This is a genomic window from Sphingobacterium sp. SYP-B4668 (assembly GCF_027627455.1).
Lineage (GTDB): Bacteria > Bacteroidota > Bacteroidia > Sphingobacteriales > Sphingobacteriaceae > Sphingobacterium.
On the sequence record NZ_CP115483.1, the window covers coordinates 5,170,985 to 5,187,534 of the forward strand.

Here is a 16,550-nt window from a genome sequence, read left to right on the forward strand (position 1 = left end):
GCTTACTTAATGTGATAAACATGCCCCTTCTTTTCTATTCTCAGATCAAAGGTTTTCAGGATGACATCAATCATTTCTGACAATGTTTGTTGTTCGAAAGTCGCCGACAACAACTTTCTGCCATGCTCAGGATTATCTAATACAAATTGTATATCATAGGCCTTGCTCAAGACTTGGAGCACACGCGTAAGTGGAGTGTTTTCGAAAACAAACTCTTGATGAACGTAGTACTTATATAATTGGTCCGGTACGGTATCCACTTTGATACTATTCTTCACACTATCTGTTATCAACGCATACTGACGAGGTTTCAAAACCACCTCCTGATTACCAAACTGAACCCGCACAGACCCGGATGCGACAATTACCTCAGTATCACTCTTATCTTGACGCACGTGAAAACTGGTTCCTAATACGGTAATACGGGATTTGCCAGATTCTATAACAAAGGGATGCTTCTCATCACGTTTGACCTCAAAAAAAGCTTCACCATTCATTAACTTAACCTGCCTATTTTTATTGAACCATGACTCATAATACGTCAGTGCAGCGTTCCGATTTAAAGTCACCACACTACCGTCCGGTAGACTATCTCGTTGTATATTTGCCAAAGTTTGCAAATGCTTAGAATCGCTCCTACTCGCATCTAACCAATAAAACGAAAGTCCGATTAGCAACACAGCTGCTGCCGCCCATTGAATCCTCCGCTTAATCGAAACCACCGCAACTGATTTAGTGCTCATCTCCCGACCAGACCGCCGACTCACGAATGTAGCCCAAGCTTGATCCACATCGACGTCCTTCGGCAACTTGACATGAGCCCCGAGCTCCCATACTTTTTTCATCTCTGAATAAACTTTCTCGTTTTTTTTGTCCAGAAAAATCCATTCCTCAACAGCAATACGCTCTTCCGACGTAAGTTCTCCGACAATATATCGTATTAATAATTCTTCTTTCATAATCCAAACATTAAAGAAATGGCCAACACTGTTAAATATTCCACCAGATGCACACGCAGATGCCGCAATGCCTTACTCATATGCCCTTCTACCGTCTTGAGAGACAGATTCAGTACTTCTGCAATTTCTTTGTACTTCAAGTCCTGGAATCTACTCATTTCAAAAACCACCCTACTTTTCTCAGGCAAATGAGACAAAGCCAATCGAAGTTGTTTCTTCAACTCTGTATCTCCTTGATCGAGGTAAGTTACATCTTCACCTAAAGCTGTCTGATGCGTCTGATATTTTCTTTTCAATTGATCCCGTTTTAACGTATTGAGGCTCTCATGATACACCGACCGATATAGATAGGCTTTCAAGGAGGTATGGATCTCGTTTTCCCAATCTCTTTCCCACAGCCTCATAAATACCTGTTGGACGATTTCTTCCGCTACGTCCGAATCTTCCAAAAAGCGAAAAGCATACCGATGCAATTCCTTAAAATGTTCCCGAAAAATCTTTTCAAATGTTTGTTCCTTTTGAAGAAGCATATGTCTTGTAATGGCTATTGTTGGACTAATTAAAATGCACTCTGGACATCCAGTTTATATAGAGACAAGCAAACATCATTTTACCCTTGTTCCTATTTTATTTTTTTTCAAAACGACCATCAATAAGATAAAACTATTATGGCGAGCAAGGGTAAAAGTCTTATCAATTGTCAAAGCTATAAAACAATTCTTTAAGACATGACTATCCTTATACTATCTATCACCTCTGGGCTATGCCTAATCCTTTACACTTTTTGGATATTATGGAGAATATTAAGATCCATAGAAGAGAGCGCGGAATAAATACCTAACCGAGATAGAGCAACATGCATAGAGTACATCAATTCCTGGGGTTCCTAATTGGCCGTGTTTTTAGATACAGGTATACTGTTGTCGTTCAAAATTTAGCGCGGGCCCTCCCTGATACCCACTATAGCGACATGACCGCAAAAACCAATGCTTTCTACCAAAGCTTTGCTAGGCTATGCATAGAAATGTTGGCGCCCTGTGTCTCCACCGTCAAACTAACGGAACATGACATAGATACATTCCGTAGGGTACATGGAGAAGGTCGCAATATCATCATCATCATTGGTCACTACGGAAACTGGGAAATGCTAAATAGACTTCCACAACTATTGGATATTCCTGTCCAAGCACTTTACAAACCTCTGAAGAACAAATTTTTCGACACTGTCATCAAACACAATAGAACCAAATATGGATTGAGGTTACTCCCTTCCCAACAAGCTTTACGCACCTTATTAAAGGAAAAAGAAACACCTAAAATCACGCTCTTTATCGCAGATCAATATCCTGGTTTAAAAAACGGATACCCCGTCAACTTCCTGAATCAAAATACCTATGCATTTAATGGTCCCGAAAAAACCGCAAAATTACTTAATGCCTATGTTATTTATGGTGAGCTTCAAGCAATAGATGATCGCACATGGCAGCTATCCTGTAAAGCAATATGCGAAACTACAGTGCAGATTTCTGAAGGTGAAATTACAAAGGCCTATACGAAACTATTAGAAAATTCGATAAAGAAGAACCCCTCATATTGGCTATGGTCGCATCGACGATGGAAGTAATTAGCATAGAGACAAGGGTAATCTACATTTCGATTGTCTCATGAATAAACAAAGAAAAGATTAATATCAACTACAGTAAAAAAACACAACGAAAATGAAAACAAATTTAAAAACAAGCGTCGCTTTCTTAGCGTTAGTATTGGGGTTAAGCACATCTGTCCGTGCACAAAATTTTGACTACGGTATTAAAGCTGGCGGATTGTACAATAGCACATCTTTCGGAAACAAAAATGTGAAAGACAAATCAGGCAAAATTGGGGCTCAAGTTGGTGTATTTGCGAGAACCCCAGACCGTCTCTATTTTCAACCCGAATTGACTTTTACAATGTCAAGTGCAAAATACCGTTTTGAGAATGTAAACTACAAACCCAAATTCTATCAGGTAAATCTCCCCCTTCAAATAGGATACAAATTCTATGAGGACGAAGAAATTAACCTAAGACTCTCGGCCGGCCCTCAACTTAATTATGACTTTAAGAAGAACAATGCTACAGCCACGACCTCCTTTAAACATTTTTCATATGATGCATTGGTCAATATAGGAGTAGATGTCAACAAATTTACATTGGATGTGAGATACAACCATGGGCTTAGCAAAATCAACAAAGCCCTAGATTCGCGGAATCAGACATGGGGAGTATCTGTAGGCTATAAATTCTAAAACCCCATTCAATCGAACGATTTCTAAAAGAGCACCTTAAGGTGCTCTTTCTATTTATGCAATTCTGTAGAAGCCCATGCCAAATTGGGTCATGCCCACCTAATATCTGCCAAGTAGCTTCATATAACACACAGACGAGGGGCATAGAAAATTAGAGCAAAAAAAAGCATCCTGTAGAGGATGCTTTGTGTGGAGAATACTGGGTTCGAACCAGTGACCCCCTGCTTGTAAGGCAGGTGCTCTGAACCAGCTGAGCTAATTCTCCTTAAACTTTAAAATAGATATGAGTACCTCCAACACTGTCCACTTAAAAATGAACCTGTGAGACTGACCCTCTCTAAATTCGCGATGTGGAGAATACTGGGTTCGAACCAGTGACCCCCTGCTTGTAAGGCAGGTGCTCTGAACCAGCTGAGCTAATTCTCCAAATGCATCAAAATAAAAGAACGAATTGTTATTTCTGATTGCGTGTGCAAATATAGCCGTTTGTTTCGGTTTTCAAAACAATTTCTAACATATTTTTTATAACCCAAACGCAATTAACTCAAAAACAACCCAATAAAATTCGGATACTAATCATAAAATTTCCAGCTTACACCAAATCTTAAGTTGGCCTCATTCATCGGGTATCGACGCACGGTGTAATATCCCTTAGGATAGACAAGTTGGTTAAAAAAATTGTAGCTGACAAACAGATTGACCCGCTTTATATTTCCTGTCATCCAGACATCCATAATCGGATAGGTTGAAAACTCTAGTCCCACATTGTCATTATAGAACTGGCCGGAATTGATGGAATAGGAAGGCGTGCGAAAAGGGGTATTAAATTTCACGTCCATGCCTAAGTTAAAATCCATTACATTATACAGTTTATTATTATAATAAAAGCTGTGCCAGGTATACAACTCCGGAATTGCCAGAACAGCTGAAGCATCAGATTTTTGGTACACGATCAAATTATCAAACCGGAATCGTCCAAACTTGAAATTTTGACCTACAGAAGCCTTTAAAAGATTCATATTTCCGTATTGCGCAGGTTCGATTTTCCTATCCAAATCTTCGTTATTACTTGGATTATCAACCTCTTTAAAATACAGATAGTTGTTGATTAAGAAATATTCTACTTTTCCCGTAAAGCCAAGCTTGTGATTATTGTAGGCAAAAGAAAGATTTTGGGTTTTCGTCTTTTCGAAGCTCTCATCCCATTGATGATAGGTATAATTCAAACGACTAAAAATCATCTCTGGAGACTTATTCTGTGTATAAGCACGTAGACTAATTTTTCCAATATTCTCACTCAATAACAGATCTGCTTTTGCTTCGTATAGATAATCACCTATATGACGACCTAAAATTATCTGATCGACCTTTGCTTGAAATAGAACTCTATCGCTGAATTTATACCCCAAGTCGCCCCAAATGGTGCTGTTTTGCATGAAATCTTTTCCCGAAATATCCTTTGACATAGCGTACCAAATCAAATCGTTTTTAAATCCAAGGTTCAATTTGGCTTCGTTCTTTAATTTCCCCCCAGGCCGAAAGTAAAATGTGTAGGTGAATTCGTTGGATACTGTCGTTATATCTGTCGTATCACGAGCGAGATTATCCGTCCCAACGGGAAAAGCGTCATAGCGATCAGCCTCGTTCTTATGGAACATATACTTCTGCATTCGCACCGAAGAGTTGTGAGCAATGGCATTTGTCGGATGCACCTCCATTTCAGGAGTACCTACGTTAAGTGTATCTAATCGTCCTATATAATAAGACTGTCGCAAGAAGAATGAGTTGTCTTTCCATTTGTTATAGGGTCGATTTTCACCTTGCCCACTTAGTCTAGTCTGAAAAGTGTATGGAGCCTGTCCAGTAGGTTTACTAAACAATGAATCGTTGGTTATGGAACCGTTCTCCGTCGCATCCAAAGCATTAAACACAGCATTGACCAACAGATTATATCGGTGGTTTTCGGACTCGTACCATGAAAATACAGCAGCTTTTCTATCGCTGTACTTTTGATTGGTATAGTAACCATCCGTATTAGTTGCGTGATACTCAGCCCCAATATTCCATCTAGGATTAATATTCTGAGCCAATTTGGCTTTAAACACCTGATCATCAAAGAAAAAACCAACAGCGTACAGTTCGGAATAGCGGGCTCGAGCGCGATAATACTGGACCGAATCAGGGTCTAGCAGGTACCGTTCCAGTGCGTGGAATCCACTTTGGAAACCTATCTTTTTACTGGGTGTAAAAAGCAAATCTCGTGTTGCTAGACCATAAGACCCTAAATTAATACTCGGATTCCACGGCAAATTCTGCTTATTATAGTATTGAAAATTGCGATGGGAAGTATCAATCTGAACGGTATGCGTTGCTTTCTTAAGCATCTCCAACGTAGCATAACGTACGTATCGAGCAGAAAACTCAACAGAATCCTTTTTATTATCCTCTTTTGCTCTTGCAGAATCTAATGCCGTACTCCACTCCTCCTCTTGTTGGGCATTGGCGCTTTGCACACCTAGATAGACAAACCCTAATAACACTATTATGCGAAGTATAACTCTCATCTACAATCAATCGATATTTGTTTTATTATTCTTTGCTTCAAAAATAACGCTAAAAAATAAGATTATTGTAGTGCAATTAATTCTTTCATGATTGCTGTCATTTTTGGCTCGGCTTTCGCGGCTACATCTACAATTTCCTGAAGAGATACGGGCTTAAGTTGTTCATGGAATCCTTCGTCCGTTACCACCGAAATAGCAAAGACAGGCAATCCCATGTGGTTCGCTACGATTACCTCAGGAACAGTACTCATGCCGACGATATCGCCCCCAATAACCCGCATATATCGATACTCGGCTCGTGTCTCTAAGTTTGGTCCAGGAGTCGATACATAAACTACTTTATGAGCCTTAAAATTCAACCTCCCAGCAATTTCCAATCCCTGTTTCACCATCTGTTGTTCATACGGCTGACTCATATCCGGAAATCTTGGTCCAAAAGAACCGTCATTGCCTCCTCGTAAAGGATTATCAGGTAGCAAATCTATATGATCATCGATAATCCCCAAGTCTCCTTTCCGAATATTGGGATTCAAAGACCCCGATGCATTGGACACAAAGAGCTTTTGAATACCAAGCACCTTCATTACCCTTACTGGGAATGTAATTTCCCTCATGTTATAACCCTCGTAGTAGTGAAGGCGCCCTTGCATAGCGACAACCCGTCTGCCGTTAAGTGTCCCAAAAATCAACTTTCCAGAATGAAACTCTACCGTTGAAATAGGAAAGTTAGGAATATTAGAATACATAAGTTGGTAATGAACATCTATTTCATCGACCAACTTGCCTAATCCCGTTCCAAGGATGATTCCAAACTCAGGAGCGAAATCGCCAATTCTCTTTTGTATAAACGATACTGTCTCTTCTATTGATTGATACATGCGTGCAAATCTTCTTGAATATCAAACTTAATTCATTTTTTTTGCACGCACAAATATCGACTTATATTATCTTCCTCGCTTATAAAACTTTTGTATCAGAGTGTTGCTTTCCTGGTGAAGTGAGGACGAGCATCAACAGTGTCAATAACCCGTTATACACGATAAGCTCATGCCCGATACGATAGGTCGTATGGGGAATAAAGAAAAACGAATTTGCCAAGAACAAAATGATTGGAGAGATTACACAAATGATTGGTACAAGATTATCATTGACGCGATATCTTGTAAGTATCCCTAATGCAAATAATCCTAATAATGGGCCATAAGTATAGCTGGCAGCAACAAAGATGGCTGTCACGACCGAATCATCGTTCAATATTCTAAAAATAAGGATAACGACCAACATCAGAATCGAAAATCCAACATGCACATAGTTACGTTGACGAACCAAAGTAGGGTCATTGGGATTTTCCCTTTTATTGAAATTCAGAAAATCAACACAGAAAGAAGTTGTTAATGCAGTTAACGCAGAGTCGGTTGTGGCAAAAGTCGCAGCCGTAAGTCCCATCATAAAAATAATACCAGGCGCCAACGACAGATAATTTAAAGCAATCTCGGGATATAGGTAATCTGGAGTGCGCAATAATGATACATCAATATTATTTTCTGCCGCATAGATATACAATAATGCGCCAACGGAAAGAAAGAATAAATTGATGACCACAAAGATACCCGTGAATGTCAACATATTCTTTTGAGCCTCACCGATAGTTCCCATGCTCAAGTTCTTCTGCATCAAATCCTGATCAAGTCCCGTCATTGCAATAGTTACAAATATACCACCGATAAAGTTCTTCAGAAAATGATTTTTATCTCCTAAAAGATCTTCCCATACGAATATAGCAGAGTAAGAGCTATCCTTTACTTTCTCAAAAGCCTCCATGACAGATATCCCCAGTCCATCAGCCATAAAGTAGATGGAAAGCACTACTGCAAGTAATAGGAAAAAAGTTTGTAGGGTATCTGTAATAATAATTGTCTTAAGGCCTCCTTTATTCGTGTACAACCAAATAAGGGCCAGACAGATGATAATAGTCACGGCAAAAGGAACTTTGAATTCATCAAAGATAAACTTCTGTAGAATGATTGCGACTAGATACAACCGAAATGCCGATCCTATCGTCCGAGACACCAAGAATATCATGGCTCCCGTTTTATAACTCTTGTGACCAAACCGCTCTTCTAAGTAGGTATAGATAGAGGTCAGATTCATCCGGTAATAAAGCGGAAGTAACACATATGCAATCAGCACAAAGCCGACAGCATTTCCCAGTACAAATTGGAAATAACTAAATTCAGTGTGACCGACCGCTCCCGGCACAGAAATAAAAGTAACTCCTGACAGTGCAGTTCCAATCATTCCAAAGGCAACCATATACCATTTCGAATTACGGTTGGCGACAAAGAATGTCGAATTGTCAGCAGAGTTGCGCGACGTAAAATAGGCGACTCCAAGCAACACGCTGAAGTACACTAACAAAAATGTTAATAATATAATTGGTGACATCTGTTTAGTTTGTTTTTGTATTTATCTATTCCCCGAATAGTTTTCTATTGCTTTACGCACATTGCCAAATTCTTCCAAAAGGTGTGTAGCCGTTTCTTCATTTGCACCGGTCTCGTCCATAATGATACGGACCCCTCGAGCCACAAGCTTATGATTGGACAGTTGCATATCGACCATTTTATTTCCTTTTACACGCCCAAGTTGAATCATGACGGAAGTACTAAGCATATTCAACACCAATTTTTGGGCGGTACCCGCTTTCATTCGTGTTGACCCAGTCACAAATTCCGGCCCAGCGATGACTTCGATAGGAAACTGGGCAACCTCTGCAATTGGTGAGCCTCCGTTGCATACGATACACCCCGTTATCAAGCCGTTTTGGTTAGCTTTTTCAAGCCCGCCAATGACATAAGGCGTAGATCCAGAGGCCGCAATGCCCACAACGACATCTTTATCATTAATACCATATTCTTCAAGGTCTTTCCACGCTTGTTCCCCATCATCTTCAGCAAATTCCACTGCTTTACGGATTGCGATGTCTCCCCCTGCAATCAAGCCTATAATCCAATCAAACGGGACTCCAAATGTAGGGGGACATTCAGAAGCATCTAAAATGCCCAATCGACCACTTGTACCTGCTCCTATATAAAAAAGACGTCCACCGGCCTTCATCTTCGTCACTGTTTCCACCACCAATCTTTCGATTTGGGGAATGGCCTTTTCTACAGCCAAGGGCACGCTCCTATCCTCTGCATTTATGTTTGTCAACAATTCGTGTACAGACATTTTATCCAAATCCTGATAATTGGACTCTTTCTCCGTGGTATTGATCATCTTTATCATTGTCTAAGTCACTTCTAATTGCTGTGATAGCTATCACAGCATTTCTTTTATATCTATAAAATGGTATTCCTTTTGTTTTAATTCTTTAATCAGACGAGGCAACAAATCATAAAACTTATCCTTTCGTCTCGGATCGGTCCCCAAATGTACTAATATAATATGTCCATTTAATCCCCCATTCTCTTCCTTTTCAATCAACTGATTATAAATAGCTTGAGCTCCCATATATCGCTTTCCCATTTCGGGATAGGTATAGTCTGCTGGTGTACGTAGTCCAGGAGTAAAATTAATGACCTTAACCCCACCGTCACTCGCCCAATCCACAATATCTTTATTATACCATTCATATGAAGGGAGAAAGTAGTTAGCCTTCTCTTTAATGACGCCAAATTTCTGTAATTTTTGATAATTCTGCTCCAAATCCTGCAAAAATTCAACTTTACTTACTAAAGTTTGACTCCGATTAGCCCAATCACAATACAAGAGGTGCTCGTCGGAATGTGGCCCAATATAGTGCCCACCCTTTATTATCCCCTTTGTAATGCCTGTTGTCCGCCTATTTGTTAGGAATCTACCTGTCAAAAAGAAGGCCCCTCTCACCTTTTCCCTGTCCAACGTTTTAAGGATCTTAGTCCCTCCATCGTAAAATTCATCGGCAGTGAATACCAACGCTATTTGCTTTTTAGAAGTATCTCCCTTGACAAGAGCCCCATAAGCATCTTTTATAAAATTCTGCTCAACGATCTCTTGTGAAGCCAAGAGATAAATCAACGATGCTGTACCATCCATCGTCGGCTCGTTGGTACTATAATCCCCATAATCGTCGTGATACACGGCCAAGTCACTTTGGAATTCGGCATATTCATCAGCTTCATTCAGTTTTATACCGATCAAATTGTTGAATATAGAGGCATATACAGGCCCATCGACTAATCCGCCATCAATAGGATAGTTTCCTATTTTTGTAAATGCCGAATGAGGGTCAACAGGTGTATCTCCCCAAGCGGGTAGTCCATAGACCATGCTCGTACCCCATGGATTGACCCCAAATAGCCAATCAATATTAGCCTGCTCAAGCGCCGCAAACTCCCGACTTCCAGTTAGCTCTCGATACCACTTGCATTGGATAGCAAATGCCACAGTTAGGTTGTTACTACACCACACAAAAGGCACTCCTCTATAAAAAGCATTTTCCCTAGCTCTATGCCATACATGCTCAATTCCAGCTTTATAATATGACGTTAATGTATCTCGTCGTGCACTATCGGTTGATTTGGCCAGCTCATAGTGTCCAAGATTAATGAACGGGTAGTATTGGTAGTGGTTTGCAGTATCTCGAATCATCCAAGGTGTAATGGTCTCTTCATTGGCAAATGCAAATGCTCTATCGGCAAATTTTGAATCGCCTGTTCTCGCAAACATATTAGCTAACGCCAGTTGCATATCATCTACCCAATTATCTTCTGCATAGATATAAGGAGACTTAACGGACACCGTTTGTGTGACGCCAGGCTTTAGGTCAGCATAGTTCAACGCTGTCTTTGCTTTTTTATCCAACATGTCGGAGTAGTCGCTATCTATTTGTTCAAAAAGTATACTACCTAAATTAAATGCACTAGAAAATTTGGCAGCAGTTGAACTTGTACCCGTTGTATTATTTAAGAACTTGCCTCTTCGTTGCGGTTCCCCATCAATAAAATAAACCGGACGTTCATTGCCTCTTCCGTAAAAAGGATCCTCTTTTGGTATACGCATGCTGGCGTGATCTCGATCATCGGCAATCTGATTGTACATCTGATCTGCCTTTGGATGCATTTTGAGAAGCCAATCCAAGCCCCATTTTGCTTCATCCAATACATCCGCAATTCCATTCCGCCCATCTAATCCGTTCGCTTGCTTGCTATCTCCAAATACTGTTGGGAAATCACGATACGCTGCCAATAGGTGATAAGTAGCATTGGCTGAAGTCGTCGAATATTGGAGATAATCGGACGCATCGTGCCAACCTCCCCCGGCGTCAATCCTTGTGCTATCAGGAATGCCAACTTTCTTAGCATACATTGTAAAACCATCATGGGTATGGCAACTGTCCTTCAGAAAGGGATTGAACAACGTGCGTTGCTGCCGCATATACCGAAGCACAAAGTCAGTAGTGCCCTTATATACATCTTTATTGATTTTGAAGACGACAGAGCGGGTATCGCCAGTCTTTATGTAATACTCACCTTCCGCTTTAAATTCTGAAAAATCCAAACGTAACGAATTTGCAAATGGACCATAGGCTCCAAAGTTTTCACTCGCTTTGCCTTTATAAACTACTTTAAGTGTATGCTTTTCAATCACTTCAAACGAAGTAGGTATTACAACACCTTTAGAAACCCAAACAGCTACCTTCGGGGAAGATGGTATATAGCCAAGTTGATTGACCCGAATCCAAGACAGCTCTCTTGAACTAGCGTTATTAAAAGTAAAAACAGCAAAAACAAGCAAAATAAATTGCAAGCAAATAGCTCTAGATATATTCAAACTCCTCTCAATCATCTTTGTCTGGGCTAAGGTTGATATGATAAAGAAATGATCTTCCCATCCATAGTACTTACAATAATACTATTTTTTTTGCTTATTAATATAGGATTAACCATACCATTGGAAACTTTATACTGCCAAGCCACTTCGCCTGACTGTGCATTGACTGCCGAAACCAACCCAGAATGACTTGGCACAAACACGTAATTACCGTTCGACACGAGAGCCGAAGGGCTAAGTTCATAAGGCAATTGCAATTTTGATTTCCAAACGATCTGCATAGTGTTGTCATACGGCGATATTCCGAGGAGTTCTCCATCCATTGTCTTTACATAGATAGTTTTTCCATCCTTAGATACCCCCATAGACTCCCGCACGCGAAACGGATCTTTCTTCTCTCTCCAAATTACTTTTCCTGTTTCTAAATCCAAGGCAGTCATATATCGATCTGGAGCAACTATAAAGACTCGTTCATTTGAAACTACAGGATAACAGGCTGCCGCAGAAAACATTCGATTGGCATGTCCGTTGTTCCACTCCCATTCCAGCGCTCCACTATATTTATTAAGTGCATAAAATCCATTTCCCCATGAACCAAAAATCACTTTATCTGCAGCTATTGTCGGTAGTGTAGAGACATATCCTTTCACTTTATCAAAAACCCATTTAACCTTTCCAGATTTCACTTCAACAGCCCTAAATGTACCGTCAGAACCTCCAATATAGGCAATGCCGCGATTAATTACCGGCGATCCTAAAACAGCCTTTGCCGTTTTCAACTCCCACAAGAGAGCTCCTGTTCTAGCGTTGATCCCGTAAATGCAATGATCAGAAGAGCCTACCACTACAATATCTTTCCAAACTGCCGGGGTAGAGTACACCTTACCTTTGGTAGCAAACCTCCAGACCCGCTCACCAGTATTGATATTCAGGGCTATAACCTGACCAGCGGTATTTGCAGTAATCAACAACTTGTCATAGTAAGCCATACCTGTTCCGATATCGCTAGCATCTTCAAATGTCCAATTGACCCTGACTTGGTTCTGATATTGTGTATTGATTTGAAAACTTGGTCTTGGATAAGCTTTCCGATCCGCCAGAAAATGATGATGTCTTAACTCGATTTCAGCCCACGACGCAGCCGGTACTTCTCCCGGCTTTTTCACTTGATAGATTACTCGATCCTTTGATACAGTAACAATATTATACCCACCAATACTATCCTTGGCCCTTAGATTCGATCGCCCCATAACACCAGGAATTCCCTCCCAATCGTATAACATATTCGCATGTCCATGACCGCAGAGTGCTAGCTGGACATTCCTTTGCTTAATTCGATCAATAGCTTCATACCAATTGTTTAGCGAAGAATCCTGTGGATAGTGATTAATATAGATTAAAGGCGTCTCGGTATCTGGATTCGCTTCGAAGACAGAATCCATCCACACTAGGTTTTCACGTGGAATCTGACCTGGGCTCATGCGCATATTCGGACCGGAGTTGGTCCCCATAAACATAAACCCTTTATGTCTAAAAAAGAAAGTCTCTCCTCCAAACACAGTCCTAAACGTATTAGCACCATTTTCAGACCAATTACCATCGTGATTGCCCGGTATTACATACCACGGCAATTGTAGACTATCCAAAATTTGCTTTGCCAATTTCAATTCAGCATCTGCGCCAAACTCGGTGATGTCTCCTGAAAGAATTACAAAATCAATCTCTCCTTGATTATTTAAATCATTAACTGTCCTACGCAAATCATCTGCTCCCGTAGCTCCCCCGATATGAGTATCCGTGACATGTGCAAACTTGAAAGATTGCGCGTAGCCTTCAACAAAAGAAAAGAGAAAAACAATATATAATATACCCTGCCAGATGAACCTCATAATTTAAACCCTTCTATTATTTTTTTTCAATAGCAGAGGAGCGATCGCTCTCCTGATTATCCACATTCAATGTTGATACTGAGTAGAGCCCTTTTGCTGTAATCTCAATTCCCGAGTTCTTAGTAATAGTCAACACTTTTCCCTTCTCATCTTTGTTCGCAAAATAATAGACTATCGACTTTACGTCCCCAGACGCATTCCATTTCAATTGAGTTCCCTCGATCCGGACGTTAGTCGGAGCGGGTGGAACAGGCGCTACACCTCTTCCTAGAAATGGCATTACAACTTTGTCTTTATAAATCGAAGCCAACTTATCCGTAATACCAATTTTATTCATAGTTATGTATTTCGCACTATACATGGCATTGCCGAGCACACGTGTATCTCTATTAGTCAAATCAAATTGTTTTTGCAGTTCATCTGTGGATTGAAAAGCTGCAGGTGCAGTTGCATCTCCAAATTTGTAATAACCATGTCCAATCATCACCGCTGCCTTATACCGATTTTGTGCCCAAAAAGCTAAATTTGCTTGAAAATCATTAGACTTGTTACCAATCTCCTGATACAATTGAGGCATCACGATATCTATCCATCCTTCTTGACACCATTTAACAACATCTGCAAACAGGGTATTATAATTGTAATCCCTACTGGGCGCCGGAGATACAGAAAAAACAACAGCTGGCTTAGTGGCTACGATTATATCATATACAGCTTTAATTGCCTTGTCTACATTTCCTCTTCTAAAGTCTTGGACATTACTATATCCTTGACCATACTTAGTAAAATCAGTTTGATCGGAAACCATTTGCCCCGCACTTGAAGGATCTGGATAAAAATAGTCATCAAAATGGATTCCGTCAATATCATATTTCGTGATTATATCTTTAACGATATCGGCCAATCTCTGTCTAACTTCAGGGACTGCTGGGTTATAAATCTGAATCTTTTCATGATCGACAACCCATTCAGACTTTACTGACGTATGAAGAGCGGGGTATTGAGACCCAGTACCTGTCCTAGTTGCTATACGATATGGATTCATCCATGCATGAAATTCTATATCTCTGGCATGCGCTTCATCAATCATGAATTTAAGCACGTCATAACCGGGGTCTTTACCACGAGTACCAGTTATGGCTACACTCCAAGGCTCATATGGAGAGTTATAGAACGCATCCCCCATTGGCTTGACCTGAAAAAATATAGTATTAATATTAAGACTTTTAAACTTTTCAAGGTAATTTATGTATTGTTGTTTTTGGCTGGCCACATTATAATCCGTCTGAGGCCAATCCAATCCCCACGCTGTCGTCATCCATACCGAGCGCATCTCCTTTTTAGGAAACGAAAGTAAAGGACCTGTGATAGGCGGATCTGGATTAGGGACGTCCGGTCCATCTGTTTTTTTACTACACGCATTTAATAACAGTGCTGTACACACCACGATGACGATATATAAAGAATTTCTTCTCATTTTTTCTATTTAACAATACATGAAAAAAGGGATAATGACCTACTCTAAAAAGTGGATAGAGCATTGTAAGCGAACATAACTCTATCCAATTTTCTAGATTTAAATCATAAAAACTAATCTTCAGCAACTTTCTTTGGGAATTCAAAGAAAACAAAACCAGCGTCACTTGCTGCAGAATACAACATCAAGGACTCGTCTTTACCTTGTCCATCCTTTTTCACATACCAACCTGTTTGTGATGCTGGAGAAGTATTCACCGGTCCCATTAATGAATATTCAAATAGAGGTTTGATTGATACAGATGAGTTCAGATTTGCCAACGCTTCTGCTACGGTTCCCCCATTTGTGATATTGTAAACAATAAAATTCGTCGGTTCAGACCCGGTCCGGGCGGCTGTCGTCACAATAAGGTAGCGCTCTTCATTAAAATAAATAACCCTTGCATCCGAACTTCTAATAGGAATTGCTGTTCTACTCATCGTAAATGAGGGCGCCCCACCTTCGTTTACTAATGACACTGGCGCATCATGACCTGTAAAAATGTACTCTCCAGTATTTCCGATACGATTGTAAGAAGTCCATGACCCTGCTCCCGTGACAGGTATCGCGAAAACAAAAGGATCGCTTACAACAGTATAATTAGAAACTTTTAGGCGCAGGACTTTGGTGGCAGCATTGTCTCCTAGAAACATGTAACCATTACCTTGGTCATCTAAACTGACCGAAAAATTATCACCATGTCGAACTCCTGCCCCTGGAATTGTTCCAACATTAATATTAGCAATGACTTCCGGCGCAATACTTGGATCTGTCCAATGATATACTTTTAATGGACTCGCAGCAGTATTACTAGACAAGTTTACGACGTAGGAATGTCCATTTACCTGAGCTCCCATGTTCACCGTAAAAGTTCCTTGGGATACGCCTGTCATATTTAAAGTAAGAGGCTTTGTTTCATTATTTTTAAGGTCCGACACTTTAAGCAAGTGAGATCCCATTGCGTTACGTGTAACAATGAGCACATTCTGCCCGTCAAACCCGCTACCTCTTGTTGCGGCACCTGCAAAGGCCGCATAAATAGGGTTACCTAAGGGGTTACTCGTATAGTCAAATGTAACTCCTTTCTCAAAATCAGCTCCAAACACAGGGATTTTCAACCTCAATTTAGCTAAATACTCCCGATAGCGAGGTGCATTCGATACCTTTACGACGATTACCTTCTCTGACTCTCCTTCTTGAAAAGAAACTGGATAAGACTCTTTATCAAGCTGAGCCCCTTCGGTTAATTCCGCTTCAAACTTCAATTTAGAAAAATCCGTTTCAGGAACAATCCTTGGAAAAGAGATTTCTTTTGTTGTTTCATTAACCGTTCCTTCCAATACTATATCTCCATTTGCACCTGCATTTACTATTTTTATAGATTTCAAGACAGTCAGATTTGCCGATGTATCTAATGCTTCAGGCAGATCATCCTTACATGAGGTAAGGACCAGCAACACACAGAGTGTCGCAAGAAGCCCAATTTTTGAATTGTTATATATACTTTTCATTTTAATACAATC

At 40.3% G+C, this 16,550-nt stretch carries 12 protein-coding genes and 2 tRNA genes; 2 read left to right on the forward strand and 12 right to left on the reverse strand.

The window, feature by feature from the left end; all coding sequences use genetic code 11:
• Nucleotides 1–2: 2 nt before the first annotated feature.
• Together OQ289_RS21045 and OQ289_RS21050 are read right to left on the reverse strand one after the other, a co-directional pair.
• Complete coding sequence (locus OQ289_RS21045) at nucleotides 3–959, reverse strand: FecR family protein (RefSeq protein ID WP_270088693.1); 957 nt, start codon at nucleotides 957–959, stop codon at nucleotides 3–5.
• Nucleotides 956–1,489: an RNA polymerase sigma-70 factor gene (locus OQ289_RS21050; RefSeq protein ID WP_270088694.1), complete on the reverse strand. Its 534-nt coding sequence runs from the start codon at nucleotides 1,487–1,489 to the stop codon at nucleotides 956–958. The genes OQ289_RS21045 and OQ289_RS21050 overlap by 4 nt, the downstream gene beginning before the upstream one ends.
• 326 nt (nucleotides 1,490–1,815) lie before the next feature.
• Between OQ289_RS21050 and OQ289_RS21055 the strand changes: the two genes are divergently transcribed.
• Nucleotides 1,816–2,583: a lysophospholipid acyltransferase family protein gene (locus OQ289_RS21055; RefSeq protein ID WP_270088695.1), complete on the forward strand. Its 768-nt coding sequence runs from the start codon at nucleotides 1,816–1,818 to the stop codon at nucleotides 2,581–2,583.
• Nucleotides 2,584–2,677: 94 nt separating this feature from the next.
• Nucleotides 2,678–3,244 (forward strand): porin family protein, encoded by a 567-nt coding sequence (locus tag OQ289_RS21060; RefSeq protein ID WP_270088696.1) that lies wholly within the window; start codon nucleotides 2,678–2,680, stop codon nucleotides 3,242–3,244.
• Nucleotides 3,245–3,434: 190 nt separating this feature from the next.
• On the opposite strand, the gene OQ289_RS21065 is transcribed toward OQ289_RS21060, so the two are convergent.
• The 10 genes from OQ289_RS21065 to OQ289_RS21110 all read right to left on the reverse strand — a co-directional run bounded on the left by OQ289_RS21065 (nucleotide 3,435) and on the right by OQ289_RS21110 (nucleotide 16,538).
• Nucleotides 3,435–3,509: transfer RNA gene (locus OQ289_RS21065), tRNA-Val, on the reverse strand.
• Between the two features lie 86 nt (nucleotides 3,510–3,595).
• Nucleotides 3,596–3,670, reverse strand: a tRNA-Val gene (locus OQ289_RS21070).
• Nucleotides 3,671–3,816: 146 nt separating this feature from the next.
• The gene (locus OQ289_RS21075) at nucleotides 3,817–5,808 is read right to left on the reverse strand and encodes a putative porin (protein WP_270088697.1); all 1,992 of its coding nucleotides are present in this window, start codon (nucleotides 5,806–5,808) and stop codon (nucleotides 3,817–3,819) included.
• A 62-nt stretch (nucleotides 5,809–5,870) separates the two neighbouring features.
• Nucleotides 5,871–6,686 carry a purine-nucleoside phosphorylase gene (locus OQ289_RS21080; protein WP_270088698.1) on the reverse strand — a complete coding sequence of 272 codons (816 nt, stop codon included), beginning with the start codon at nucleotides 6,684–6,686 and terminating at the stop codon, nucleotides 5,871–5,873.
• Nucleotides 6,687–6,765: 79 nt separating this feature from the next.
• The gene (locus tag OQ289_RS21085; RefSeq protein ID WP_270088699.1) at nucleotides 6,766–8,253 is read right to left on the reverse strand and encodes a sodium:solute symporter; all 1,488 of its coding nucleotides are present in this window, start codon (nucleotides 8,251–8,253) and stop codon (nucleotides 6,766–6,768) included.
• A gap of 21 nt (nucleotides 8,254–8,274) precedes the next feature.
• Complete coding sequence (gene murQ, locus OQ289_RS21090) at nucleotides 8,275–9,096, reverse strand: N-acetylmuramic acid 6-phosphate etherase (protein WP_443020415.1); 822 nt, start codon at nucleotides 9,094–9,096, stop codon at nucleotides 8,275–8,277.
• 33 nt (nucleotides 9,097–9,129) lie between these two features.
• Nucleotides 9,130–11,637, reverse strand: a complete 2,508-nt coding sequence (locus OQ289_RS21095; RefSeq protein WP_270088701.1) for a glycoside hydrolase family 9 protein — start codon at nucleotides 11,635–11,637, stop codon at nucleotides 9,130–9,132.
• Between the two features lie 11 nt (nucleotides 11,638–11,648).
• Complete coding sequence (locus OQ289_RS21100) at nucleotides 11,649–13,511, reverse strand: outer membrane protein assembly factor BamB family protein (protein ID WP_270088702.1); 1,863 nt, start codon at nucleotides 13,509–13,511, stop codon at nucleotides 11,649–11,651.
• A 16-nt stretch (nucleotides 13,512–13,527) separates the two neighbouring features.
• Nucleotides 13,528–14,988: a glycoside hydrolase family 10 protein gene (locus tag OQ289_RS21105; RefSeq protein ID WP_270088703.1), complete on the reverse strand. Its 1,461-nt coding sequence runs from the start codon at nucleotides 14,986–14,988 to the stop codon at nucleotides 13,528–13,530.
• Nucleotides 14,989–15,101: 113 nt separating this feature from the next.
• Nucleotides 15,102–16,538, reverse strand: a complete 1,437-nt coding sequence (locus OQ289_RS21110; protein WP_270088704.1) for a DUF4623 domain-containing protein — start codon at nucleotides 16,536–16,538, stop codon at nucleotides 15,102–15,104.
• Nucleotides 16,539–16,550: the final 12 nt, after the last annotated feature.

Bases quoted from the DNA above. Each gene is read 5' to 3' on its own strand.
- OQ289_RS21045 (WP_270088693.1), bottom strand. From the start codon at position 959: ATGAAAGAAGAATTATTAATACGATATATTGTCGGAGAACTTACGTCG.
- OQ289_RS21050 (WP_270088694.1), bottom strand. From the start codon at position 1,489: ATGCTTCTTCAAAAGGAACAAACATTTGAAAAGATTTTTCGGGAACAT.
- OQ289_RS21055 (WP_270088695.1), top strand. From the start codon at position 1,816: ATGCATAGAGTACATCAATTCCTGGGGTTCCTAATTGGCCGTGTTTTT.
- OQ289_RS21060 (WP_270088696.1), top strand. From the start codon at position 2,678: ATGAAAACAAATTTAAAAACAAGCGTCGCTTTCTTAGCGTTAGTATTG.
- OQ289_RS21075 (WP_270088697.1), bottom strand. From the start codon at position 5,808: ATGAGAGTTATACTTCGCATAATAGTGTTATTAGGGTTTGTCTATCTA.
- OQ289_RS21080 (WP_270088698.1), bottom strand. From the start codon at position 6,686: ATGTATCAATCAATAGAAGAGACAGTATCGTTTATACAAAAGAGAATT.
- OQ289_RS21085 (WP_270088699.1), bottom strand. From the start codon at position 8,253: ATGTCACCAATTATATTATTAACATTTTTGTTAGTGTACTTCAGCGTG.
- murQ (WP_443020415.1), bottom strand. From the start codon at position 9,096: ATGATAAAGATGATCAATACCACGGAGAAAGAGTCCAATTATCAGGAT.
- OQ289_RS21095 (WP_270088701.1), bottom strand. From the start codon at position 11,637: ATGATTGAGAGGAGTTTGAATATATCTAGAGCTATTTGCTTGCAATTT.
- OQ289_RS21100 (WP_270088702.1), bottom strand. From the start codon at position 13,511: ATGAGGTTCATCTGGCAGGGTATATTATATATTGTTTTTCTCTTTTCT.
- OQ289_RS21105 (WP_270088703.1), bottom strand. From the start codon at position 14,988: ATGAGAAGAAATTCTTTATATATCGTCATCGTGGTGTGTACAGCACTG.
- OQ289_RS21110 (WP_270088704.1), bottom strand. From the start codon at position 16,538: ATGAAAAGTATATATAACAATTCAAAAATTGGGCTTCTTGCGACACTC.